The sequence below is a fragment of the Paenibacillus sp. Soil750 genome, from assembly GCF_001428045.1.
In the GTDB taxonomy this organism is placed as follows: Bacteria; Bacillota; Bacilli; order Paenibacillales; family NBRC-103111; genus Paenibacillus_E; species Paenibacillus_E allorhizoplanae.
This window is the reverse complement of record NZ_LMSD01000006.1, coordinates 39682-63869: the sequence shown is the minus strand read 5'-3', so window position 1 is coordinate 63869 and position 24188 is coordinate 39682. Positions and strand designations below refer to the sequence as shown.

Sequence of the window (24188 nt, the reverse complement as noted above, 5' to 3'; positions counted from 1 at the left end):
TTTCACAATATCTACGCTCTTGGTGTCTGCTTGCTGTCCGTTTGGTTAGCAGAACATAAATAATCCAATGAAAAAATCTAAAAAAAGGAGGAGCTATTTTGGTTAATAAACCGTTGTTTAAATCTTCAAATTTCTCATTTATTACCGGTATACTTTTCTGGTGTTCATTAGTTGTAGTATCTTGCGTGTATTTAACAATTCCATTAATCACGCTTTTTGCAGACGTATTCAAGGTGTCGTCTTCTCAAGCTGCTTGGGCTGGCAGTGCATTTTCGCTTGCTTTTGCAGTTGGGGGGTTGTTCTTTGGCGTTTTATCCGATCGCTTTGGGCGAAAAAAAATGATGTTGGCAGGGTTACTATTACTCACCGTAATAACTCCTCTAATCGGGAGTGTCAGCAGTTTTTATTGGCTTGTTGCCCTACGAGCTTTACAAGGTTTGGCAGCGTCCATGTTCCCTCCGTCTGTTTTGGCCTACGCAATGGAAATGTTTCCGATTAAAAGAAGAGTAACCATTATTGGGTTCATTAGTACGGCTTTTTTAATGGCAACTATCGTTGGTCAAATATATAGCAGCTATATTGTTTTATACATGAGTTGGTCTTATGCATTCTATATCCTTCTTGTGGTTTATTTTATATCTACGATCTTGATTACCTTTATTCCGAACGATAAAACTCAGCAACCGAATGGCAGCTTCTTTTCTGCCTTTTTAAGAATCGGCTATATTTTCAAGAAAAAAAGTTTGCCTCTTTGCTACATCATTTCAGTTACGCTCTTTATTTCGCTTGTCGGCTTTTTCACAACACTTGGAAGTTATTTAACCAGTCCGCTCTTCGGATTAAGCCATCAAGATATTCTATGGGTCCGTGCGGTAGGTATAATCGGAATGATAGTATCGCCTTTTTGCGGAAGATTGGTCGCAAAATTTGGAGTCAAAACCGTTTTAAGTTGTGGTTTGGTTTTGGCTGCAATTGGCTTGGGATTGTTGGGCCTTTGGGCTAATCTCATTTTTCTAGTAACGATGAGCGTTGTGTTTATTACGGGAATTGCTATGGCGCTTCCCTCTTTAATCTCTTTAATTGGCCAAATTGCGGGGGAAATCCGGGCGATTGCAGTTTCATTCCACATGTTTATGGTGTTCATAGGTGCAACGCTCGGACCGATTCTCTCGATATATCTAATAAATCACGGAGGCCATTTGCTTTCTTTTGAAGTATCAGCTGGATTATTATGTTTGAGCATAATTGTTCCCTTTTTCACTCGTTTAGAAGAACCTTCTCGCAGTTACTCATCATCATCCCAAATCGAAATCAACAAGAACTAGCCGGATAATACCGGTTCACAATAGCGATCGTTGTACTTATTATTACTTTGGAGGTTTAGTTGTACATGAAAACCAAAAATGGCCATTTAACTACAAGTTGGGGCGCTCCTGTTGGAGATAACCAGAACTCCATGACTGCCGGCTCAAGCGGTCCAACCCTTATTCAAGACGTACACCTTCTGGAAAAGCTTGCTCATTTCAATCGGGAACGCGTTCCCGAACGTGTTGTTCATGCCAAAGGTGCTGGCGCACACGGATATTTTGAAGTAACCAACGATATTTCCGCCTATACAAAGGCTAGCTTTTTGTCTGAGATTGGCAAACGTACCCCCGTATTTATACGCTTCTCCACGGTAGCAGGCGAACTGGGATCTGCAGACACCGTTCGTGATCCGCGCGGTTTTGCAGTAAAGTTTTATACGGAAGAAGGAAACTATGATTTGGTGGGCAATAACACGCCTGTCTTCTTCATTCGAGATGCCATTAAATTTCCAGATTTCATTCATACCCAGAAACGCCACCCTCAAACTCATCTCAAAAACCCCAATGCTGTTTGGGATTTCTGGTCCTTGTCTCCCGAATCCTTACATCAAGTCGCTATTTTAATGTCCGATCGTGGTATTCCTGCGACTCTCCGTCATATGCATGGCTTCGGAAGCCATACGTTTAAGTGGGTCAATGCAGGCGGACAAGGCATTTGGGTCAAATATCATTTTAAAACGGAACAAGGCGTGAAGAACCTGGATGTTGAGCTGGCTGCCAAGTTGGCCGGTGAAAACCCAGATTATCATATTAATGATTTATTTAACGCCATTGACAAAGGTGACTTCCCTGCATGGAAGCTGTATGTACAAATGATGCCGATGGAAGATGCCAAGACCTATCGATTCGATCCTTTCGATGTAACGAAAGTATGGTCACAAAAAGATTACCCTCTTATCGAGGTTGGACGCATGGTTCTCAACCAAAACCCGGACAATTATTTTGCCGAAGTAGAGCAAGCTACCTTCTCCCCTGGAGCGTTCGTATCCGGTATTGAAGCTTCGCCAGATAAAATGTTGCAAGGCCGTTTATTCGCCTATGCTGATGCTCACCGGTATCGGGTTGGGACCAACCACAATACCCTTCCTATTAATAAACCTGTTGTTGAAGTAAATAACAATCAGCGCGATGGCCAAATGCGTTTCGATCGAAATGGGGGAAATTCGTTATACTATGAACCAAACAGTTATGACGGAGCTGTCGAATCTGCAGCACATAAGACAGCCCCGTTTGAAGTAACCGGTCCAGCCGATAGCGTCCCGTATGACCAGGATGATCATTACACGCAAGCTGGTGACCTGTATCGATTGCTTAATGTAGAGGAACGCGGCCGTTTAATAAATAACATTGTAATTGCCATGACGCCAGTGGAGAAGGATGAAATTAAACTCCTTCAAATTTCTCACTTCTATCAAGCAGATCCCGAATGGGGACAAGCGATCGCCGAGGGGCTTGGTTTGAGGGTTCCCCAACTGACTTAATACGAATCGTCAAAAAAGAGCAGTTCACCCAGTAAATGATAGCTGGGGAATTGCTCTTTTTTACTGATGGAATTCTCCAATACACTAGCCGGCTATATTTTTGGCTCTTCTTTCTCGTGCACCAACTTTAACGGAGTTACGTCATTACCTTCAGGGTCGACAACGGATAAGCTTAACATGGTAGACAAAACTTGGCCTCTAATAAGTCGCAAATACTCTAGACGCAATGCTGCTTGTTCAGATTTCTCCTCTTCTGTCAAACCAATTTCACGTTGTTTCCTGCTCAGCTGGTTGATACGCCCAAGAATAGGGATCATTTTCTTCACCTCAATGACAAAATTGTCTAATATTATAAGGAAAAGACCTTCAAGAAAGGTAGCTTTTTAAGGCCGCTCTCTTTCAGGTCTTCCAGCAATCCATTATTCTTTAGAAAGATTACAATTATCCTAAGTAAGATTTCAACATCCATACATGCTTTTCCAGAGAGCTATGAATCGACAATAGCATATCACTAGTTGTCTCATCGCCTTCACGGGAGGCAATACTCATCCCCTCTTTAAGCTCATCCACAATAATCCCAAAATCAGCTACGAGCGTGCGGACCATTTCATTTGCACCCTCATTGCCCGCTGCATCTTTTACTGTGGATTTTTCAATAATTTCATACAGTGTCGCTACTGGATCACCGCCTAATGCCAGCAGACGCTCGGCAAGATTGTCCACATGAAGTGCAGCTTCCGTATAAAGTTCTTCGAACTTTAGATGTAAAGTGAAGAACTGCGACCCTTTAACATACCAGTGATAGTTATGAAGTTTGGTGAATAAAAGACTCCAATTAGCGATCTGGATGTTAAGCACTTCCGTTAGTTTTTCAGTCATCACAAAACTCCTTTCGAATTTAGCAACATTTCCAACTATGAGTTTAGGCTATATATTCTTTTAATCTAAGTAATTAAGCTCGAGGTGCACTGTCAAACTTACCTTTGTGAGCCAAATCGCAGAACGGTTTTTGACTGGATAAACCACACCGGCAAAGAATAAAACTTTCCTTGGTCTCAAAGCGATTTCCCACCGCATCCACCATTTCTACTTTGCCTGTAATACGCAATGGTCCATTATCGTTTACTTTGATCGTAACTTCAGACATGATAATCTCGCCTCTTTTTGGATTATTTTTAGTGAACCGTACTCAGAAAACGAAGCAATCCAGGTCACAGAAGCCACTGCCATGGTGATGGTTGCATCCATGATGATGGTGCGCCTTTTGTGGTGCCTGAACTCCTGCTCCGCCTCCTCCGTAATTTTTCCCATTGTAGTAGCCTCCAAAAATATTATGCGGAGACCAGTCTGGACTTGCTTGGGGAGCTGGCGGCGACATAGCCTGAAATTCGTTAGTACCATAGACGATCTTGCCTCCTACAACAGTGAAGACAGCTTCAATTTTTTTAATAGCTTCTTCGGAGACAAGAAAGAAGTTATCAGAAAGAATCGAAAAATCGGCATATTGACCTTCTTTAATTTGCCCTTTCACATCTTCCTCTTTTGAGAACCATGCATTTCCCGCCGTATACATGCGAAGCGCTTCATGCCTCTCTACACGATTGGAAGCAGGGTATAAGACTAGCCCACCAAGTGTCTTGCCCGTTACTAACCAGTATAAGGCAACCCAGGGGTTATAACTGGCTACTCTGGTTGCATCTGTCCCTACCCCAACACGCAATCCGGCTTTAATCATCTTGGTGATCGGAGGCGCATTTTCTGCTGCTTCGGCCCCGTACCGATCGACGAAATATTCACCTTGAAAAGCCATTCGGCTTTGAACAGCGATCGAACCGCCTAATGCAACAACTCGCTCCAAATCCTTCTCCTGGATTGTTTCGGCATGATCCAAAATCCAGCGCAAGTCTTTAAAGGGAACCTCTTTGTTCACGCGTTCAAATACATCGAGAAAACGTGTGATGGATTCTCCATATGTGGCATGAAGACGAAATGGCCAGCGCTGCTCTACGAGGTGCTGGGTAACTCCGAAGAGATCATCTTCCAGTACAGCTGGAAGTTCCGGACGAGGTTCTACAAAATCTTCAAAGTCTGCTGCACTATAAACAAGCATTTCACCTGCTCCGTTATGACGATAGAAGGAGCTGCCCGTATACGGCTGCGTTGTAGCGGTCCATGCTTTAAAATCGTTCAGTTCATTCTTGGGATGCTGGGTGAATAAATTATACGCCGTGCGAACCGTAATTTCTCCACGTCTATCAAGCTCATCAAATACCTGATAATCGTCGGGGTAGTTTTGAAAGCCCCCACCCGCGTCAATAACACTTGTGACTCCGAATCGATTCAATTCCCTCATAAACAATCGGGTTGAATTAATTTGATCCTCGTATGAAAGCTTGGGCCCTTTCGCTAAGGTCGCATACAAAATAGTAGCATTAGGTCTAGCGATGAGCATTCCTGTCGGATTCCCTTGGCTATCCCTTTGGATTTCACCACCTGGCGGATTCGGCGTATCTTTCGTATATCCGATGACTCGTAAGGCTGCTTTATTCAAAAAAGCCTGACGGTAAAGATTGAGAATAAATACCGGTGTATGCGGAGCAATTCGATTGATTTCATCCAAAGTTGGCATTCGGCGTTCCGCGAATTGGAATTCTGTCCAACCGCCAACAACACGAACCCAGTGAGGTGCTGGCGTACGATCCACCTGCTTTTTCAGCATCCGCAAGGCATCCGCAACGGATGGCACGCCATCCCAACGAAGCTCGAGATTATAATTGAGACCGCCTCGAATGAGATGAATATGAGAATCGTTCAAACCTGGAATCAACATTCGCTTATTTGCGTCCACAACCTGAGTGGTAGGTCCAGCATATTTCATGATCTCGGCATCGTCCCCTACGGCCAGGAATTGGCCGTTCTTCACTGCAATGGCTGTTGCAGTTGGATTAGAATCGTCCATGGTCACGATATTGGCATTATGAATGACTAAACTTGCTTCAACAATCCTTGATTTCTCAGACATGATTTTGTTCTCCTTTGTTATTTAATGGGAACTAGGTTTACTTCAACAATCGTCGGTTTCTCAGACATGATTTTGTTCTCCTTTGTTATTGTGTTATTTGCGGTTTAACCAAAGTTGTATCCAAGGCATCAACCGTTGTCCTAAAAACATTCCTAAGAGACCAAGTAATCCCAAAAAAGGCGGCGCCGGAGAGGGAATCTTCAACAATTGAAAAACAACGCCAATGACGATACCTGTAGCTAGAGCGATAAGCATTGAACCCCACATACTAACTTTCCTCCTTCAATCCTGTCATTAATAATGTTTTTGTTTAACCCTTACCTTCTGTTTAAGTTTATAAGTCAGGATTCTTTCTATCAATAAGGCTTTCTCTATAACAGCCATAGGAAATGCTTATACATTATTTTCACCTTTATATGCGTAATCTATAGTTTTTACCTATGGGCCATATAGAAAAATGAAGATTGTTCATCTGTTTACATTTCAATAGACTTGGTATGTGCAGCAGGTTCAGATTCACATTTGTAAATCTGTTGTAACCATAAATAGAAAGTAGGGATTTTTACATGTTTAACGACAAGTCCGATTTACTAACAGCTGAGAACTCCGCTATTATCCTAGTAGACCATCAGCCTCAAATGCTTTTTGGCGTACAAAGTGCCGATCGCCAAACGATTATTAACAATACGGTTGGACTGGCTAAAACAGCTAAAGTTTTCAATGCGCCAATTATTCTTACCACGGTTGCTGCTGAATCATTTTCTGGCCCTATTCATCCGCACATTCAAGATGTATTTCCTGATCAAAAGCCAATTGACCGAACAACAATGAACTCCTGGGAAGACGAAAATTTTGTGGAAGCAGTGAAGAAAACAGGTCGCAAGAAACTGATTATGGCAGCACTGTGGACAGAAGTTTGTCTTGCTTTCCCTACAATTTCAGCCATTAAAGATGGATATGAAGTATATATTGTAACGGATGCTTCAGGCGGGACGACGACGGAAGCGCATAACATGTCCGTTCAACGTATGATTCAAGCAGGGGCCATTCCCGTGACTTGGCTTTCTGTTCTCCTTGAGTATCAGCGCGATTGGGCACATCAAGAAACGTATGATGCCGTTCTGGAGATTGCTATGCAACACAGTGGCGCCTACGGTGCAGGTGTTGTTTATGCTCAAACAATGTTTGGGGGCCACGGCGGGTAATTTATTTATCTAAAAGATAGTCAATTAATTTTGACTGTCGCAGCATATCCAAAACCAATTCGAGAGGAATTATGAAAATGGCTAAATTAAAAGTAGGAACAGAAAACGGGCAACCCATTGAATTATATTTTGAGGATCTAGGCACAGGCAAACCTGTCATTTTGATCCATGGCTGGCCGCTGAGCGGGCGCTCGTGGGAGAGTCAAGTTCCAGCACTTATCGATGCAGGTTACCGCGTAATTACTTATGACCGCCGTGGATTCGGACAATCCTCCCAACCTTGGACCGGTTACGACTATGATACGTTTGCAGCAGATCTCCATAAGCTAATCGAAAATCTGGACCTTAAGGACGTGACGCTGGTCGGGTTTTCGATGGGTGGCGGAGAGGTTGCTCGTTACGTTGGTACATACGGAACAAGCCGTGTCAAAAAAGCTGTGTTGGCTGCTGCAGTTCCGCCGTTCTTCTACAAATCCGATGAGCATCCAGAAGGTGGTCTGGATGAAGGCACCATTCAGGGCTTCCAAGATGGTTTGAAAAAAGACCGCATTGCTTTCCTTGACAGCTTCTCTCACAATTTCTTTAAAGCAGGGGATAGAACCGACCTGGTCAGTGAGTCCTTCCGTGTTTACAACCTTGAAATTGCTTCTTACGCTTCACCAAAAGGGACGCTGGATTGTGTTGCTGCCTTCGGCAGAACGGATTTCCGTGACGATTTGGCTAAATTCGATATTCCATTGCTTGTTATCCATGGCGATTCCGATGTGATTGTGTCTCTTGAAGTAAGCGGTCAACTTTCCTTCGAAGCTGTTGCAGGCAGTCAACTCGTCGTAATTGAAGGTGGGCCACATGGCTTGAACGCGACTCACCCTGAACAATTCAATACCGCTTTGATTAACTTCCTTAATAACTAAATTAAATAAAGAGGCTATACCAAAAGTATCAACTATAGATGGTTCGGGGCAGATCTCATCGTAAAAAGTGAATATTTGAAAATGAAAAAGGGAGTTAAGCGGCCTATTTGCGCTTAGCTCTTTCGTTTTTGGCATCCACTATTGCTTTCTTCAGCAGATTGTGGGCAAGCGAAAGTTACCCGACCTCCAGACTTACTTTGGGTAAGCCTCGAAGCAGAAACCTTTTGAATCTAAGGTTATTTTTTTTATATTTCCAAACACAGGATCCGGTTCGATTATACGCCTGTCCGTTAGCATTTGGCCTTCTTCACTGCGGAGTTTTTCACTTGCCTGGTTTTTAAATCGCAAGCTATTGTTTGAAAAGAACACAAATAGAAGACGCAAAGGAAGATTTGAACCGGTACAAGCAGCGGTTAGGAAATTTTCTGCTACGTAATCAGCTTGCAGATCCAGAGGGTGGCAGTCCTTGGACTCATGCTTACGAAGCGTGGCTCGACATCCTAATGTTCGCAGACGATTGTCAACGTCTTGCTTACCAGGAATCTGACGATGGTCATCCAAACCATCACCCATATTTTTTCAAATATTGCTAACAAAATTAGACCAAGTTCATTTTTCCATCTTCCATTCGGTATACTCTATTGCAATATTCAAGCATCCGCTCATCATGGGTAACCATGATCGCCGCTTTCTGACGCGACTTAACCTCTTGGGCGATAAGGCTGACCACTTCATGTGCCCGTTTGGTGTCCAAGCTTGCTGTCGGCTCATCGGCCAAAATGACGTTAGGATTGTTAATTAAAGAGCGAGCGATGGCAGTACGCTGTTTCTCCCCCCCGGAGAGTTCTTCGGGGAAGCTCTTTAGCTTCGCACCAAGTCCCAGCTCTTCAAGTAACTTAATGGCGAATTTTTTATCCTCCGCTGTAACCTTCCCAGACATCTTCTTCACTAAAAGCAATTGATCAAGTACGTTTAAATAGGGAACCAAGTTCGATGACTGCATAATAAACCCGATTTCCCTCAACCTAATGTTAGACAATTCTTTATCAGAAAGTTTAGAAATATTATGCCCATTCAAGTTGACTTCTCCTTCGGAAGCTTTGAGTAGTGCTCCCGCAATGGATAAGAAGGTACTCTTACCAGACCCCGATGGTCCGACTACGGCCACAAACTCACCCGGCACAACGGAGATAGAGACCTGATCGAGTGCAGCAACCCGATTGCTGCCTTCGGAATAATACTTTGTGATATTACTAAGCTGTAATCCTTTATTCATTATTCGACCCTCCCGAGCGCCTTCAGCGGATCTATTTTAATAATTCTGCGAACCGAAACTAATGAACTGAGCAATGCAATAACAAGAAGGATAATCGAATATCCAATGACTAGATTCGTTTCAAGCTTGAATGGCATAGCCTTTGGCATAATGGCAGCTGTCCCGTAAGTGAGCAAAATACCGACAATAATACTGGTCAACGACAACACAAATACTTGGGATATAATCGCTTTGCTCAAGAATCCGTTCCTTGCACCGATCGCTTTCATAATGCCGAATTGGTTGGTCTTCTGTATGGTAATCACATAGAAAAATACGCCAAGAACGAATGCGGATATCGCCAAGAGAAATGCTAGCATCATCAGAATTGAGCCGTTCTCTTCTTTATAACCTGGCATCCCTTGCACAGCTCCCGCACGAGTAACTGTATCCGTATTCGATAGCTTACTGTTAACTAAGCTTGGATCAATATTAGTTCCTTGAAGCATAATAGCGTTCACAGGATCCGCAATTCCTTTATTGGAGCCGGGTGCTGCGAAGGCAATTTTACGCCATTCAGATATGGGTGTAAACACAGCTGAAACGTGATTGTAGGTTTGATTCTCGACAAATCCGATAATGGTTAACGACTCTGTAGATCCGTCTAGTTGAAAAATATCTCCAAGTTTAAACCCCTTATCCTTCATTGTCACATTCGCAACGACATTCTTCGGGTTATCAGATGATAAAGGATTCCCCTCGATGGTGGTTGGCTCCAAGAAGCTTCCAGGGGTGATACCAATAATGGCGATGGCGACTTTGTCTTCATTTTTGTTGCTTTGACCCTTAAGCGCTGTTGCCATCGAACTACCCATAGGTGAAGCAGCAGTTACATTTGGTAATTTCTCTACATCAGCCACCAAATGATCGGACAGTAGTGATTTGCTCATTGAAGACTGCGACCCTTGTTGGAAGACGACATAATCGGCCTGCATGTTCTTGAATACAGATGCCGCAAGCGTCGATAATCCATTACCCAAGCCAGATAGGATGAACACCAACCAGGCGATCAGCACGAAAATGATCACGATCATTGAAAACCTCATTTTACTATGCATTAACTCTTTCATAGCCAAAAACATTCTATTCCCAACTCCTTACCCCAATATATTTGACACTTGTGTCATATTTGATGAAACAAGCTTTGTGTCATTAGCATTAAATCACATAACTGACACTTGTGTCATATTCGATGTAACAACCTTTTTGTGTCATTAGCAATTAAACCACATAACTGACACTTGTGTCAAAAATTAATTTAGACTACTTTTACTAGCTCCTAGAGCCCCCGATCCATATTTGAAACAAGAGATTGCTCCATTGCTGCGCAGGGAGATTCATCATATTCGGGGTATTAAGCAGGTTAAAAAAAGTACTAATAAGGACAGGGAGTGGGATATCAGTTCTTAGGCTTTTCTCCTTTTGAGCCCGTTCGAACAAGCGTGTTAGTTGAACTTTGAGAACGGAATGTGCTTGCTCAACGAATAAAAGATCATTAAGAGCCTTATCATGTTCTGTCTTAATTTTATGAGCATCTCCAAGGATTTGATGAAGATTAGATTCTTCTATATAAATGTCAAGTAACTGCTGTAGAGCTGCCAAAGTGTCCGTCTCATCAACTGATGAAGCATTTGTTAATACGTTAGAAATCACTCGCTTCATACAAGCTGCGACTATTTCTTCTTTATTGGCGTAGTATTGGTAAATCGTGCTTCTGGCTCCAGGCAAATGCTGTGAGAGCAGTTTGAGATGAAATCCGTCGTAACCATATTCAAGTATTAATCTTTTTGTCATGTCAAGCAACTCTGTTTCAGTAAAGGATTGTTTTCTTCCCAAGCTGATTCATCTCCTTTCCCGTCATGTAAGAATCATTTTATCAAAAAAATAGTAAAAGTAGCAATGGATTGCTTAGCTTATATTTTCGATAAAATGTTGATGGAACCCTGGGATTTTCACGTTCAAAATAAAACGACAAGAAAATCCGTACAAATGAAAAAGAACCTTGATTTATCAAGGTTCTTTTTCATTTGTACTTTCTTGTCGTTAGAATCAAGATTAACTGAGCACCTATGCCAGTAATTTATTCTCGGGGATCTAAAAGCATTCATTTCACAGCATTCAATAGCTGCTGATATTCCTTCGCGTGGAAAGGTCCGCCTTCTTTCATAACGGTCCACAACGGATCTATATCTTCTTTCATCGACAGCATCATGTCATCGTGCCATTCATTAAGCAAATAGACAGCTTTCATGTGTATATCGCTTCTTTCTTCAACAAGATTGTACTGTTCGTAGGGATCATTTTCCAAGTCAAACAGCATATCCTTTGGGAATCCGTGATAACCGTCGTGATAGGTTCGGATATACAGCCAATTCTCAAATCTGACACTTCGCTGACAGACATGTGCGCACTGGGATACAACCAAGTATGGCCTTCCAGTATCGGTACCCTTCGTAATACTTTCTGCATAGCTCAAACCATCCCAAGACTCAGGCTTCTCCGTATCCAGCAAGCTTGCCAGTGTAGGGGCGAGATCAAGTTGATAATGGAGACCCTCGTCGACACTTCCTTTACGACCACCAGGCCAGCGGAAAATCATTGGAATTCGGCAGGTCCCCTGATCCGCTGTTCCATGCTCGGAGTAAATGCCTAATTCGCCCATATTCTCCCCATGATCCGCACTAACAATAATCGCTGTATCTTCTAACACACCCAGCTTGTCAAGCATGTGCAGCACCTGTCCGATATGCTCATCCATATAACGAATTGCGCAGTCATAATTGTCAATAATCGTCCTTAAATCATTATGCTCCTCAATCGTTTGGCTATGCCTTGGATGTCTGTAATAATGCGACTTGGCAAGCTTATTCATATCTTCAATACTGTGCTGCCCCTTTTTGAGCTTATGTTGCTGAAATACCTCTTCTGTGATCCAGTCCGGCATGGGTTCGTCAACAAAAGGATTGCCTACGTGGTCCGGCGTTCTATAAGGAGTATGCGGATCCCAGAAATTCAGATGTAAGAACCAATCTTCTGTTTTCGCATTATCTTCTAACCATTTGAGTGCGATCGGCAGCACTTTTTCAGCCGATTCTCCCCCTTTATCCCCCACATTAAAGACTTCATTAAACCCTGCATTAAAAGTCCACACGGAATGTCTTTCTGCAAATGTACTGATTGATGCCGTTTTCATGCCAATCTTGCGCAATACGCCAGGAAGGCTCTCCGACGCTAGTCGATCGCTGAAGCCGCGTTCCATTCCTTCGCGTCTCATATCCGCAGCTGTCCCGCCGTGTCCGACAACGCCTGTATGGATGCCAAATTTGCCTGACATTAAGGCTGTTCTGGATGGCATACACGGCGCATCCGAGCAGTAATAGTTGTTAAATCTAACACTCTCCTCTGCGATACGATCAATATTGGGAGAGGTCGCTCGGTGGTAACCATAGCAGCCGAGATGATCAGGACGCAAAGAATCTAAATCCAAATAAAGGATTCGCATAAGTTATGTAACCTGCCTTTGATTTATTTTATAGCACGCGCATCATCTATCATTAACCCTTCACTGCCCCGGCAATCCCATCTACAAAGTAGCGCTGCAAGAACAAGAAGATAACAATAATCGGAAGAATGGCGATCGTACCTCCAGCCGCAATCCCTGTCCAATCCACAACGTTCTCTCCCCTTAATGCATACAATCCAACAGCAAGTGGACGGAGATTGGGGGAACTGAGCGTTAGTATTAAAGGAATCATGAACGAGTTCCAGGACCAAATGAACTGCATGATCGTCACACTGCCGACGATGGGTTTGGATAATGGAAGCATGATCGTAAGAAATGTCCTTAAAAATCCGCAACCATCCATGATGGAAGCTTCCTCCAACTCCTTAGGAATCTGACTGAAGAAAGTTGAGAAAAGCAGGATAAATATGATATGCGCCCCTCCCGCTTCCGCAAGAATAACCCCCAGCAAATTGTTCATCAGTCCCAAATGTTTGATTAGATCATAGATCGGAATAATCGCAAACTCCATGGGTACAAACATGCTGGCAACTAGAATGCCTAAGAGCAATTTCTTTCCTCTGAACGTATACCTGCCAAGCACATAGCCGCAAGTTGCTGTTGCGATAAGTACGATGAGAATGGTGCTGATGGATATAACCACACTATTTAGAAAGTACCGCTCAAAGTTTGCTTCATTCCATGCTCTGATCAGGTTGCCCATTTGAAAGCTGTTTGGAAGTAGCTTAAGGCCGTTTGCAAAAAACTCACTCTGGGTTTTGAAGGACGCTGAAACCATCCATAAGAACGGATAGATCCATACAAGACAAAAAGCAGTCATGACGACGTGAAACATGGTTAATCGAAAGGTTTTCATGATTGTGCACGACCTTTCATTCGTTTATTCAGCACGGATTGGATAATGGCTAGAATACTAATCGTTACTGCAAAGAACAGACCCGCTGCAGAAGCATATCCTAATTGAGGCAATCCCATTTCACTGGAAAATGCGTACCTGTAAATATACGTGGACACAACATCCGTGGCAAAGAAGGGACCTCCGTTCGTCATCGTTTTAATTAAATCAAACACCTTCAGCGAGTTGACGACATTCAGCAATAAGATGACGGCTCCTATCGGCAATAGAAGAGGTATCGTGATATACACGAATAATTTTGTCCCTCTTGCGCCATCCACTTCAGCCGCCTCATAAAGATCCTTGGGAATGCTCTGCAATCCGGCAAGCCAATAAATCATGTTAATGCCTAAGTTTTTCCACACCGAGATGAGAATAACGGTAAACATCGACCATTTGGCGTCGCCTAACCAATTAATCGGCGTATCGAGCCAACCTATTTTCATAAGCGCATCATTCACCGCTCCGTCACTGCCCCAGATGAAAACCATGATAATACCGACAATCGATGTCGTCGTGACCACCGGCAAAAAGATCAACGTCCGATATATGCTGGCTCCCTTAAGCCTGGGACGATTCAAAACGACAGCAAGCACTAAGGGCACAAGGAGATTTAATGGCACGACACCCAACATAAATTTAAAACTATTTTTATACGCATTCCAAAAGTAAGGGTCCTTCGCCACGTCCACAAAATTACGTAGTCCGATAAAAGTTGAATCTGATGTTAAACCCGACCAATCCAACATGGCGTAGTAGAAGCTGGCCGCGATCGGCCAGCCTTGAAACAGAACGAAAAGGGCTACAGTAGGAAGTAAGAATAACCAACACCACAATTCAATTCTCCACTTGGTTTTCATGATGCGCGAACTCCTCGTCATTGAATTGACTTATAATCTTGCTGTGAGTAATTTTTGTCAGAACTCCAGTTAGAGAAAATGAAATCATTTTTATCTACCTTCGCGCCTTCCGACTTTGCCTTCGCAATCGCTGTATCTAATGACTTATCGACAATATCAGAAAGCTGCTTAAGTGCCGTATTGGGTTCTTTAATTGCCCCGGCAACAACGCCTTGGAGAATATCACCTACACCTGGCTGAACATCCTTATAATTCCCGTATACACTTGCAAGCTCAGGATTCCTGATTTGCGGATTAGGTACTAGACGCGAATACTTCTGAGCGATGTCATAGTACTGCTTGAATTGCGGTATTTCCGATGAGCTTTCATTTACCTCTTTGAGAATAGAGAAGCGATCTCCCGCTTTAACGAGTACGGACTGATAATCTTTGTTGAAATACTCTTTTAAATACAGGGCAGCTTCTTTGGGATGCTTCGTTGTTTTGGACATGCCAATCCATGGACTATAGCTGGATCTAGGCAAGAAGCCCTTCTGACCTTCATCCGGAACAGGAGGCGCCATGACACCAAAGTCCAAGTTAGGGTTGTCACGTTTCCATACGCCAATCGACCATTCCCCCTGCAATATAAACCCTGCTTGTCCTTCTCCAAATAAGGCTCGAGCTTCAGGTGCAGATATACTCATCGTCTTCGGATGGAAACTTCCGTCATCCTTCAAACCCTTGAATAAATTCATGACATCAAGCACTTCTTTACTATCATAGTTAGCATCATGCGTGACCAAACTGATCGGTGATTGTTGATTTAAACCGCTGCCTCCCAGTGCCGACCAGTCCATAGCCGCTAATTTCCATCGACCGATTTGTTTACCGCCTTCGATGATACCGTAAGCTTTGCCTTTGCCTGCTTCTGTGATTTTCTTAGCGGCTTGGCGGAATTCCGTGTATGTCTTTGGCGGGTTTTCGGGGTCTAATCCGGCATCTCGAAACAACTGCTTATTGTAAAATACAAGCGTACTCGGCACACTCGCCAGGGCCGGAATGGAATAGACTTTCCCATTGAGCATGGTCGAGCCTTCAACAAAAGCACCATCTGCGAATTGATTTTTGAAAGCATCGTCAATATAAGGATCTAACGGCTGATACCACTCTCCCTTAACCGCCATACTCAACGACATGTTGCCGGGTATTGGGTATAGATCCGGTGCATCCCCCGATTTAATCGCGGTTGTAATGGTATTCTGAAATTGATCGACGCTCATTAGCGTATATTCGATTTTGATGTTGGGGTATTTGGCTTCGAAATCTTTGATAAATTTTTCACGAAAAGGCTTCTCGCTGTCTGCCCAATCCATCACGCGCAAGGTAACTTTTTCTCCGGATGTCGACGTCTGGGTTTTGTCCCCAGCAGTCCCTGTTGCAACAGGAGTTCCAGTGCTGTTCGGATTCGGACTTGAAGCTGAACAAGCCGTCAAACCTTGTACAATTAGAGCAGATCCGATGAATAAGGCAGCATACTTCCGTTTTTGTACCAATGGTATATCCCCCTTTATTTTTGTAAAATGTTACTTCCTGAACGAAGAGCTCGTGTAGGGTGCGCAATGAGGATTTGATGCCTTCGATTTAACTATTATGTTATCTTACAATTTATCCTCAGACCATGTAGACGCGATTCTACTTTTTGTACTTTTGATACTTTTTCGAAATTGATTGGGGGACATCCGGAATGTTTTTTGAAAAGCGCGGTTGAAATGAGACGCATCGTAGAACCCGCATTTTTGAGAAATGAATTCAATCGTATTCTCGGGGTCCTCCAGCATTCGTTTGGCTTGCATAACGCGCATTTTTTGAAGCATCTGCATTGGCGTTAGATCATACACCTGCTTAAAGGCCCGGCTAAAATAAACCGGGTTCATATGGTAAATTTCCGCTAATTCCTCGCGAGTAATATTGCGCTCCAGCCCTTTCTCAATATAATGCAGGGCATAATTAAACCGGGCAATCTCGAACGTCTCTCTGGATTTGCGCTTCTCACCGATTTTAGAGCTTTCTACAATTTCATGAATCAGAAAGAGCGCTAGAAAGGCTGACTGCATAGAGCAGAGCTCCTCATTTTTCTGCTGCCATAAATCCTGAAGCTCGTCGAACTTCTTCTCATACAGAGCGAAGTCCCTAATTTTAATAACTTTATCCAAAGGAAACAGCTGGAAGAAATCTTCTCCTTCTCTAACATGCAATTTCAAGCTGAGGAGGTAATGAACACCTTCTTCTTGTGAAATAACATTAAAAGGAGTATGGGGGCGATGAATCATAACATCTCCGGTTTTGGCTATATACTCTTTACCGTCGTCTGTTGTAATAACCTCTCCTTTTTTGATGTAAGATACCGTCAGATAAGGCTGATCGAAATCAAACATGATCCGAGAGTAATATTGTATTTTTTTAACATCAAACAACGTAATCGCATATAGATCCTCGATCTGAGTTGACATGGATTCACTCCTTATTTGGTATGGTTACGAAAAAAAAGCTCCTGAGATACCATGATTGTCATCCCAGAGGCGTCGCTCAATGTCTCTTATTCTAGCAAAATCAACTCATTGAAAACAGCAAAAAGCATGCCCCCAAAGATTTGGGAGCATGCTCGGTACTTCGCTACGCTATGATTTTAAGCTTTAACCTTCGCTTTAATTTCTTCCAATGGCTTGTGGTTACCGTATTTCGGGTACTCGCGCGTAGTTGGCGCTGCCCACTGAACCGCATTGGATATAACGCGGCGGATTTGCTCATTGTAGTACGTACGGTATGTTTCATGACCTGGACGGAAGTAGAAAATCTTCCCGTTACCACGATGGAACGTACATCCGCTGCGGAATACTTCGCCGCCTTCGAACCAAGAAACCATAATGAGCTCATCGGGTTGTGGGATGTCAAAATGCTCCCCGTACATTTCCTCTGCCTCAAGATCAATGTACTCGCCAATGCCTTCCACGATCGGATGACCTGGAGCAACGACCCATAGGCGTTCTTTCTCGTCAGCTTCGCGCCATTTGAGATCACAAGATGTGCCCATAAGGGTTTTGAATACTTTAGAGAAGTGACCGGAATGTAAGACGATTAGGCCCATACCTGCCCACACACGCTTTTGAACACGAGCTACGATCTCGTCTTGTACTTCGCCGTGTGCTTTGTGCCCCCACCAGATTAGTACGTCCGTATTGTTCAAGACTTCTTCGGTCAATCCATGCTCGGGATCATCTAAAGTTGCATATGTGACTTGGACAGAACCGCTTAGTCCCTCACCAATGGCTGTGTGTATGCCATCTGGGTAGGCAGCACGGACGATTTCACTTTCTTTTTCATGACGAAATTCGTTCCAAACGGTTACATTTAATGGTTTGCTCATCATTCTATGCCTCCAAGGTAGCGTATTCATTCTTACTTCTGAGTATAGGTTTTCCCAAGTACATAGGAAAGGCTGAATTGTGCCTATTTCTTATTCAATAGTGTCATCTGCTACCCTGCAATGTTATACTAAGTGGGACTAAATCTTATTCGAAAATGTCCAGCTAGTGAGGTATTTTTACCCATGAACCCTACTCTTAGTCCTGCAAATTTAACTGAAATTAGAAATGAAGAAGTCGTGTACCAGAACCCGCTTCTATTCTTAAAAATATGGGAAATCAAACATGACTACCCCCAATGTGGCTTGCCCGACCCTTGGACATGGCATTGGCATAAGCAGGTTGAGTTTCTCGTCGTAACCCAGGGTCAACTCGGCATCCAAACGAAAGATGCTTATACGATTATGGAGGCAGGGGATGTCTTGTTACTTGGTTCCTCTCAGCCCCATCGCACACATAAATACTCAGAAGCGCCTTTGCACCAAATTGTATTTCAAATCGATCTGACACAGCATTTCGATCTGAGCACACTCGCTTATTTGCATTTATTTTCGGAGTTGACGCATTCTCTCGAACCATTTAATGAGCTTTTTCGTTCGAATAGTGCGGTTAGAGCAAACGCTTACCAGCTTATCCGGCAAATTCATGAAGAGTCACAAACGCGTACCATCGGTTATGAGCTAGCCATCGTTGCTGCCATTAAACACCTCCTGTTGCTCCTTCTGCGCAATGATAAACGTGATCTTGCTGGGCTGACCGAGGATTCAGGCATCTCACGTTTGCGCCCAGCGCTGAATTATATCGATGAGCATTTGACAGAGCGAATAACGGTCGAAGATGTGTGCCGCATTCTAAATCTGAGTTATCATTACTTTATTAAGTATTTTAAAAAAGTGATGGGACTATCCTTTATTGATTATGTAAATTATAAACGTATCAAAAAAGCCGAGCGCCTTCTGCTCACAGGGGATCTCAGCATTATGGAAATTAGTTATGAAGCCGGCATTCAGAACATGGCCCAATTCTATAAACTGTTCAAGCGATACAATCAATGCTCGCCTAAGGAATTCAAGCAGCGGCTTCGGGATCACACGGATGTTCAGGATGAGCAGCCGGCCGCAGTACAAACAGAGTAAAGAGCAGCGGTCCTCAGGGGAGGAATCCCGCTTGGCTGATGAAAACACGCTCCTGCGGGAAATGCCGCAGGAGCTGTTCGTGCACGCGCCGATACGCATCCCGACTGTACCAGTCGGTCAGCTCCAGCGCGTCATAGATGGCACGCACGCCGATGCGTCCCGTGCGCCCTCCCCCACTGCCATCGCCCATGAAGTAATCGTCGATGCACACCCGATCCACGATGCCTGCCAGCCGCTCGGCGAAGCCGTCCGAGCTCGGCAGCGCTGGCGCTATCGTGGCCTGCACCGGGATCCCGCGAGCGGCAAGCTCGCGCAGTGCCTCTAACCGCGCCGCGATCGGTGGCGCGGCTGGGGTGAACGCGCGGCGGATATCCTCGCGGTCCGTCTCCACCGTCATGCTGACTCGGACGCGGTCGCCGAGCAGCTGAAGCAGGTCCGCATCCCGCGTCACGAGCGGGCTGCGGGTTTGCACGAACAAGAAGTCCGGCTGCGCCGCGGACATCACTTCGAGGAGCGCGCGGGTGAGGCGCTCCTTGTATTCGATCGGCTGATACGGGTCCGTCGCCGAGGAGAAGAAGATCGTGACGGGCCCTTTGCTTTTGGCCCTCGCCAGCTCCTTGGCGAGGAGTGCGGGCGCGTTCTCCTTCACGTCGACCCAGCTGCCCCAAGCTTCGCTGCGGAACAAGGCCACGGGCATTTGCCGCACGTAGCAGTAGGAGCAGGCGAAGGCGCAGCCCGTGTACGGATTTAAAGTATGCGTGTAGCCTTCGAGGAAGCCGCTCGCTTTGGTTAGCAGCGTCTTCGATTGTTTCCTCTGCACATGGGCCATGGGTGCACCTCCTTTTATTTCCAGAACCACTTCTCATACACCATATAGCCAAAGAACGAAAGGAATCCTAAAGAGACATTGAACCATCCTGCAAGTAATGCTCCTTTTTTTTCCTTTAGCATATTGGCCTTGGCATAATTTTTAACATCGAAAACGAGAATAATGACCCCAGTTATCAACAATAGCAAAACCGTGTAATTGTTAAAGGTAATCATGAACTGGTTCCTTTCCTAATTCGTTTTCGTCCCAATTCGTCTAATTTTAACGCTAATCGATACATCGACTGACATATCTTTATATTTTTCTTCCCATGCCTCTTTCGTTTTGATTTCCCTGTTCCAGTAGGCAGGCTGCGTTGCACGAACATATTCCCCAAAGCCGAAAATATCACTGCCATCTTTCTGAGTCTGTGCAATGAATTTCCCAAATCCAATATTCGCGTCTTTTTGAATTTTCTGCTCCAACTCCTTCAAATTTTCTTTGGTAATGAGCACATTCTCATTCGATTTTTCCGCTAAATCTCCCTCGACTTGGCATTTTATGATGGTATGTACTTTCCCATCTTTAATTTCTGTCGTAATTCTCGACTTCCGATGCGTGGATTTAAAAATGACTAACGTCTTAGATCCTGGCATTTTCTGAAGGACCTTATACCCTCCGGGATTGATTTCTTTGATCGCCATATAATGCCCGATTTGCAAAGCTGTTGTGGTGCCGACCATTTTATCGTTTCTAAAATAAGCCATCCCGGCAATTTCTATATTCGATTCCTTCTTTAAGTCCAGATAAGGAACCGCCCCTTCTTGCCCTTTGGCAGAACTGGCACTGAAAAAGACGCCCAAGAAAATGTTGGGAAGCTTGCCCATTTCTCTTGCATGTTCCAAGGTGGCGAGTAAATATAAAGTCGGAACGCGCTCCAGTTGTGGATTGGCTTTCATGATATCCGCCGCATTGCCTTTGGATACGACCATCCAAACGGTTCTTCTGACTTGTGGTTGACGCCGAAAGAAGTCATTTTCATTCTCGATCCCACTCCTGGCTAAGGCCTCTGAAATCACAATGACCCGTAAATGACCAAAAAACAACTTATCTGCAAGCTGCTGCTGAAGATTCATTAAAGCGTCCTCAATTGTATAACCGATGCTAGAAAGCACCCAGACCGGTTTTTGTCCGGTAGGGCTACCAACTCCGCCACCTGTACCTAACGGAATGCGACCTGGAATAGCAATTTGGACGGTGATACGAATGAGTCCTTTCGTGGATTCTGCATCAGGTTTGAGAATATGCGTTGCATTGCTGCTTTCTTTTTCATCCTCCGGGTTCGCCTTATCAATGCCAATCGCAAGGATGACAGCTCGATCTTCAATTTCTAAGCGATCCCAGCACCCTGTAAGCAAAGGGGCAATCAACACGACAACAAGAATCTGTTTAATCAGATTTTGCCACAAGTTGATCACCCCGACCTTTTTTCTTACGAATTATGGCCACAATCAATAAAACAAGTGGATACACAACTGTGAAAACGAGCCCACAGCGACCAACAAGTTGAATGATTTCATACATTTGCAGCAGATTTTGTGAAAACATCGCGATGACATAGATAAAGGGAACAAGCAAGAAGGCGAACAATTTATGATCTCGCAAACGCAACAACTGACTTAAAAAATAAATGGCTAAATAATAGGAAGACAACAATGTCGTAAACACGGCGGTAACCCATACCGCAAGAAATGCGCCATCTAAGCGCTCCAGGATGTTGGCGGGCAAAGATGTCGTTTTGGCTAGTTCCAGTGTTGGCCAGACTAACTTCTTAATTTCCTCTGCTCCGAATACACCTACGGTAGCAATCACGATAAGTGTATATAAGGATCCTGCTCCTAACATTCCCACAACCCCAGCAATCATGGCTTTTTCCGGCCTACGCATCGCAGGTATGACGATCGTCATGACAAAGGAGCCTTGAAATAAGGCTGCCATGGTGAGGATCCCCCCAAGCATGGACATACCATTTGGTTCATTGCCCCAGAGAGGTAGAAGATTAATTAAGTGTGCATTTTTTAGTGAGAGCACGACAATGACTAATCCCGGAAATACGATGATCGGGAAATAAAAATGGTGAAAATATGTAAATGTCGTTATATCAACTCGAGAGGAAACAGCCGCTAGCAGCAACATGACGATCACCGTTACCTCTAAGGGTGTTTTGGTTAGAACGGAAGTGACGACAACCTCCCCAAACTCACGTGATGCCAAGGCTGTAAGCAAGCAAAAAAACAAAATAATTAATACACTAAATCCACGTGATACCCACTTTCCAATCAATTCCTCACTATACTCAATAATGGATTGCGTAGGAAAACGCATACCGAGTTTCGTTATAAGCATCAGTCCTAATAACCCTATCAAGAAGCCCAGCATTGTTACAAGCGGTGCCCCGGAATCAGCAGCTCTCACAGCAAATAGCGAGAGGGCTAATACTCCCACCCCAATGATTGTGCTAATCAGGATGATCGCCGCTTGAATGACTGTGATCTGGCGAGGATGCTCCATCAGTTACATTTCTCCTTGTGTGTCTGACTTCTTAGGGTTTAATGTGTTGTTCGGCGCTTCTCCACTCATTTCTTGCGTTATTTTCCCAAGACGGGTGGCATTCGGTGTGTATAAAAGTGCCGGTCTCTTCGGCATGCTCCACAGTGGCAAACGGGCTAGCGTATCTTTCATCCCCTGAAAATTACCTGGGACTATCGGGCTCAAGTAAGGAACACCGAAGGATCTCAAAGAAAGCATATGGTTGGCGATCAGAATCAACCCGATCATCACCCCGTATAAGCCAAATATGCCTGATAAAATCACAAGTGGAAAGCGCAGCAGTCTCAGGGCCAAAGCCGCATTGTAAGCCGGTGTAGCGAAGGAGCCGATCGTCGTCAAAGCGATAATAACAACCGTGATCGGAGAAATAAATCCTGCCGCAACCGCTGCCTGCCCGACGACAAGCACACCAACAATGGAGAGTGCTCCACCAACCTGCTGCGGCAGTCTAAGGGTTGCTTCCCTTAATACTTCCATGGATATCTCCATGATCAACACTTCGATGACAGAAGGGAAAGGCACTCCCGCTCTTCCCCCCGCTACCGCTACAGCAAACTCAGTAGGGATTAGCTCGGGATTGAACGAAATTAAGGCCACATATAACGATGGGAAAATCAGTGAGAAAACCAGGGCTACCAAGCGTGACAGCCGTATGAAACTGACGAGGAGATACCTTTCTGAGTAGTCCTCGACCGTTTGGTAAAATTGGCTAAATACGGTAGGCAATATGAGGGCAAACGGTGATCCGTCTACAAGCAGGATAACTCTTCCCTCCAAGAGATTAGCGACCGCTTTATCTGGCCGTTCGGTATTTTGAATTTGTGGGAACGGAGATACATGATTATCTTCAATAAATTGTTCCAGATACCCCACATCAAGGATGCCATCGATATCAATCAACGATAAACGTCTGAACACCTCTTCTACGAGTGCTGGACTTACAATGCCATCTATGAAGCAAATCGCCACTTTGGATTTGGTGATACGCCCTATTCGCATCGTTTTTATCCGTAAATCCGGTGTCGGGAGACGATAACGAAGCAGAGCCAAATTCGTACCCAACATTTCGATAAAACCTTCCCGTGCGCCACGAATCACCTGTTCCGTCTCTGGTTGCGTGATCGATCGCTTGTCCACATGACGTGTACTGAAGATAAACGCATCGGTTACTCCATCAACTAAAAGAACGGTTTTCCCTTCTACGATGGCTTGGATAATTTCATTCAGCTGAGTTTCCGTCCTGCCTTCGCACGCATAAAGGGTATCGTTCAGAAGAAACTCTTTCATAGATCGGCTTACTGCTTTCGCATAATCTTGAGAGGACGTTAGCATCAAAGGCCTTAAAATATGATCGTTCAGATACTGTTTATCAATCAAGTCAGGGAAAAACATCACGACAGCTGGTAGATCGTCAAATATGCAAAATCGGCGTATGATGAAATCGTCGTTATCACCGAGTAACTTTTGAACGAATGTAATCGTCGCATCGAGTTGCGTACCGACACTTGCCTCTTTATTGGCTTCCATAACCTGATGAGCAGGTGAATTCTTCAGCGGTATCATCCGAGGCTGCTGACTTGTGGATGTTTGTTTGGTCCGTAGCTTCTTCCAACTCCAAATGGTCACGCAATTCGCCCCCGTAAATACG

The 24188-nt window shown here is 44.3% G+C and carries 25 protein-coding genes; 5 read left to right on the top strand and 20 right to left on the bottom strand.

The features are described 5' to 3' along the window. Positions 1-98: 98 nt before the first annotated feature. Together ASL11_RS07650 and katA are read left to right on the top strand one after the other, a co-directional pair. Positions 99-1325, top strand: coding sequence for an MFS transporter (locus tag ASL11_RS07650; protein WP_056611995.1), 1227 nt, complete (start codon positions 99-101; stop codon positions 1323-1325). 65 nt (positions 1326-1390) lie between these two features. Further along, the gene (gene katA, locus ASL11_RS07645) at positions 1391-2848 is read left to right on the top strand and encodes a catalase KatA (protein ID WP_056611991.1); all 1458 of its coding nucleotides are present in this window, start codon (positions 1391-1393) and stop codon (positions 2846-2848) included. A gap of 92 nt (positions 2849-2940) precedes the next feature. On the opposite strand, the gene ASL11_RS07640 is transcribed toward katA, so the two are convergent. The 5 genes from ASL11_RS07640 to ASL11_RS35690 all read right to left on the bottom strand — a co-directional run bounded on the left by ASL11_RS07640 (position 2941) and on the right by ASL11_RS35690 (position 6137). Further along, a complete protein-coding gene (locus tag ASL11_RS07640) occupies positions 2941-3165 on the bottom strand; it encodes a DUF896 domain-containing protein (RefSeq protein ID WP_056611987.1) in 225 nt (74 codons plus the stop codon). Positions 3166-3289: 124 nt separating this feature from the next. Then, positions 3290-3727: a Dps family protein gene (locus ASL11_RS07635; RefSeq protein WP_056611984.1), complete on the bottom strand. Its 438-nt coding sequence runs from the start codon at positions 3725-3727 to the stop codon at positions 3290-3292. A gap of 73 nt (positions 3728-3800) precedes the next feature. Beyond that, positions 3801-3995, bottom strand: a complete 195-nt coding sequence (locus ASL11_RS07630; protein WP_056611981.1) for a CDGSH iron-sulfur domain-containing protein — start codon at positions 3993-3995, stop codon at positions 3801-3803. 42 nt (positions 3996-4037) lie between these two features. Beyond that, on the bottom strand, positions 4038-5870 hold the full coding sequence (locus ASL11_RS07625; protein WP_056611978.1) for an amidohydrolase: 1833 nt from the start codon (positions 5868-5870) through the stop codon (positions 4038-4040). A 93-nt stretch (positions 5871-5963) separates the two neighbouring features. Then, positions 5964-6137 (bottom strand): DUF1427 family protein, encoded by a 174-nt coding sequence (locus ASL11_RS35690; RefSeq protein WP_082595318.1) that lies wholly within the window; start codon positions 6135-6137, stop codon positions 5964-5966. Between the two features lie 299 nt (positions 6138-6436). Between ASL11_RS35690 and ASL11_RS07620 the strand changes: the two genes are divergently transcribed. Together ASL11_RS07620 and ASL11_RS07615 are read left to right on the top strand one after the other, a co-directional pair. Next, positions 6437-7075, top strand: a complete 639-nt coding sequence (locus ASL11_RS07620; RefSeq protein WP_056611975.1) for a hydrolase — start codon at positions 6437-6439, stop codon at positions 7073-7075. A gap of 77 nt (positions 7076-7152) precedes the next feature. Next, the gene (locus ASL11_RS07615) at positions 7153-7989 is read left to right on the top strand and encodes an alpha/beta fold hydrolase (protein WP_056611972.1); all 837 of its coding nucleotides are present in this window, start codon (positions 7153-7155) and stop codon (positions 7987-7989) included. 192 nt (positions 7990-8181) lie between these two features. Here the strand turns inward: ASL11_RS07615 and ASL11_RS37165 are convergent, their stop codons facing one another. From ASL11_RS37165 to ASL11_RS07565, 10 genes are all read right to left on the bottom strand, one after another. Then, positions 8182-8550, bottom strand: a complete 369-nt coding sequence (locus ASL11_RS37165; RefSeq protein ID WP_056611969.1) for a hypothetical protein — start codon at positions 8548-8550, stop codon at positions 8182-8184. Between the two features lie 37 nt (positions 8551-8587). Then, positions 8588-9265, bottom strand: coding sequence for an ABC transporter ATP-binding protein (locus ASL11_RS07605; RefSeq protein WP_056611967.1), 678 nt, complete (start codon positions 9263-9265; stop codon positions 8588-8590). Then, entirely contained in the window at positions 9265-10386 is a 1122-nt protein-coding gene (locus ASL11_RS07600) for an ABC transporter permease (RefSeq protein WP_056611964.1), read from the bottom strand. Before ASL11_RS07600 ends, ASL11_RS07605 begins: the two co-directional genes overlap by 1 nt. Before the next feature lie 190 nt (positions 10387-10576). Next, positions 10577-11140, bottom strand: a complete 564-nt coding sequence (locus tag ASL11_RS07595) for a TetR/AcrR family transcriptional regulator (protein WP_056611961.1) — start codon at positions 11138-11140, stop codon at positions 10577-10579. A 268-nt stretch (positions 11141-11408) separates the two neighbouring features. Continuing rightward, the gene (locus tag ASL11_RS07590) at positions 11409-12806 is read right to left on the bottom strand and encodes a sulfatase (protein ID WP_056611959.1); all 1398 of its coding nucleotides are present in this window, start codon (positions 12804-12806) and stop codon (positions 11409-11411) included. Positions 12807-12858: 52 nt separating this feature from the next. Continuing rightward, positions 12859-13683: a carbohydrate ABC transporter permease gene (locus tag ASL11_RS07585; RefSeq protein WP_056611957.1), complete on the bottom strand. Its 825-nt coding sequence runs from the start codon at positions 13681-13683 to the stop codon at positions 12859-12861. Next, the gene (locus ASL11_RS07580) at positions 13680-14582 is read right to left on the bottom strand and encodes a carbohydrate ABC transporter permease (protein WP_200962416.1); all 903 of its coding nucleotides are present in this window, start codon (positions 14580-14582) and stop codon (positions 13680-13682) included. Before ASL11_RS07580 ends, ASL11_RS07585 begins: the two co-directional genes overlap by 4 nt. A gap of 17 nt (positions 14583-14599) precedes the next feature. Beyond that, positions 14600-16117 (bottom strand): ABC transporter substrate-binding protein, encoded by a 1518-nt coding sequence (locus tag ASL11_RS07575; RefSeq protein ID WP_056611952.1) that lies wholly within the window; start codon positions 16115-16117, stop codon positions 14600-14602. Between the two features lie 105 nt (positions 16118-16222). Further along, positions 16223-17074, bottom strand: coding sequence for a helix-turn-helix domain-containing protein (locus ASL11_RS07570; RefSeq protein ID WP_056611949.1), 852 nt, complete (start codon positions 17072-17074; stop codon positions 16223-16225). A 176-nt stretch (positions 17075-17250) separates the two neighbouring features. Continuing rightward, positions 17251-17988, bottom strand: coding sequence for a ThuA domain-containing protein (locus ASL11_RS07565; protein WP_157256853.1), 738 nt, complete (start codon positions 17986-17988; stop codon positions 17251-17253). A gap of 183 nt (positions 17989-18171) precedes the next feature. Between ASL11_RS07565 and ASL11_RS07560 the strand changes: the two genes are divergently transcribed. Further along, positions 18172-19122 (top strand): helix-turn-helix domain-containing protein, encoded by a 951-nt coding sequence (locus ASL11_RS07560; protein ID WP_056611943.1) that lies wholly within the window; start codon positions 18172-18174, stop codon positions 19120-19122. A 13-nt stretch (positions 19123-19135) separates the two neighbouring features. On the opposite strand, the gene ASL11_RS07555 is transcribed toward ASL11_RS07560, so the two are convergent. The 5 genes from ASL11_RS07555 to ASL11_RS07535 are packed head-to-tail and all read right to left on the bottom strand — an operon-like array spanning position 19136 to position 24103. Beyond that, positions 19136-19951 (bottom strand): SPL family radical SAM protein, encoded by an 816-nt coding sequence (locus tag ASL11_RS07555; protein ID WP_056611942.1) that lies wholly within the window; start codon positions 19949-19951, stop codon positions 19136-19138. Positions 19952-19965: 14 nt separating this feature from the next. Next, positions 19966-20166 (bottom strand): CLC_0170 family protein, encoded by a 201-nt coding sequence (locus ASL11_RS07550; protein ID WP_056611941.1) that lies wholly within the window; start codon positions 20164-20166, stop codon positions 19966-19968. 15 nt (positions 20167-20181) lie between these two features. Continuing rightward, positions 20182-21399: a Ger(x)C family spore germination protein gene (locus ASL11_RS07545; RefSeq protein WP_056611938.1), complete on the bottom strand. Its 1218-nt coding sequence runs from the start codon at positions 21397-21399 to the stop codon at positions 20182-20184. Beyond that, on the bottom strand, positions 21380-22501 hold the full coding sequence (locus tag ASL11_RS07540; protein WP_056611935.1) for a GerAB/ArcD/ProY family transporter: 1122 nt from the start codon (positions 22499-22501) through the stop codon (positions 21380-21382). The genes ASL11_RS07545 and ASL11_RS07540 overlap by 20 nt, the downstream gene beginning before the upstream one ends. Positions 22502-22504: 3 nt before the next feature. Further along, a complete protein-coding gene (locus ASL11_RS07535; protein ID WP_157256852.1) occupies positions 22505-24103 on the bottom strand; it encodes a spore germination protein in 1599 nt (532 codons plus the stop codon). Between the last annotated feature and the right edge of the window lie 85 nt (positions 24104-24188).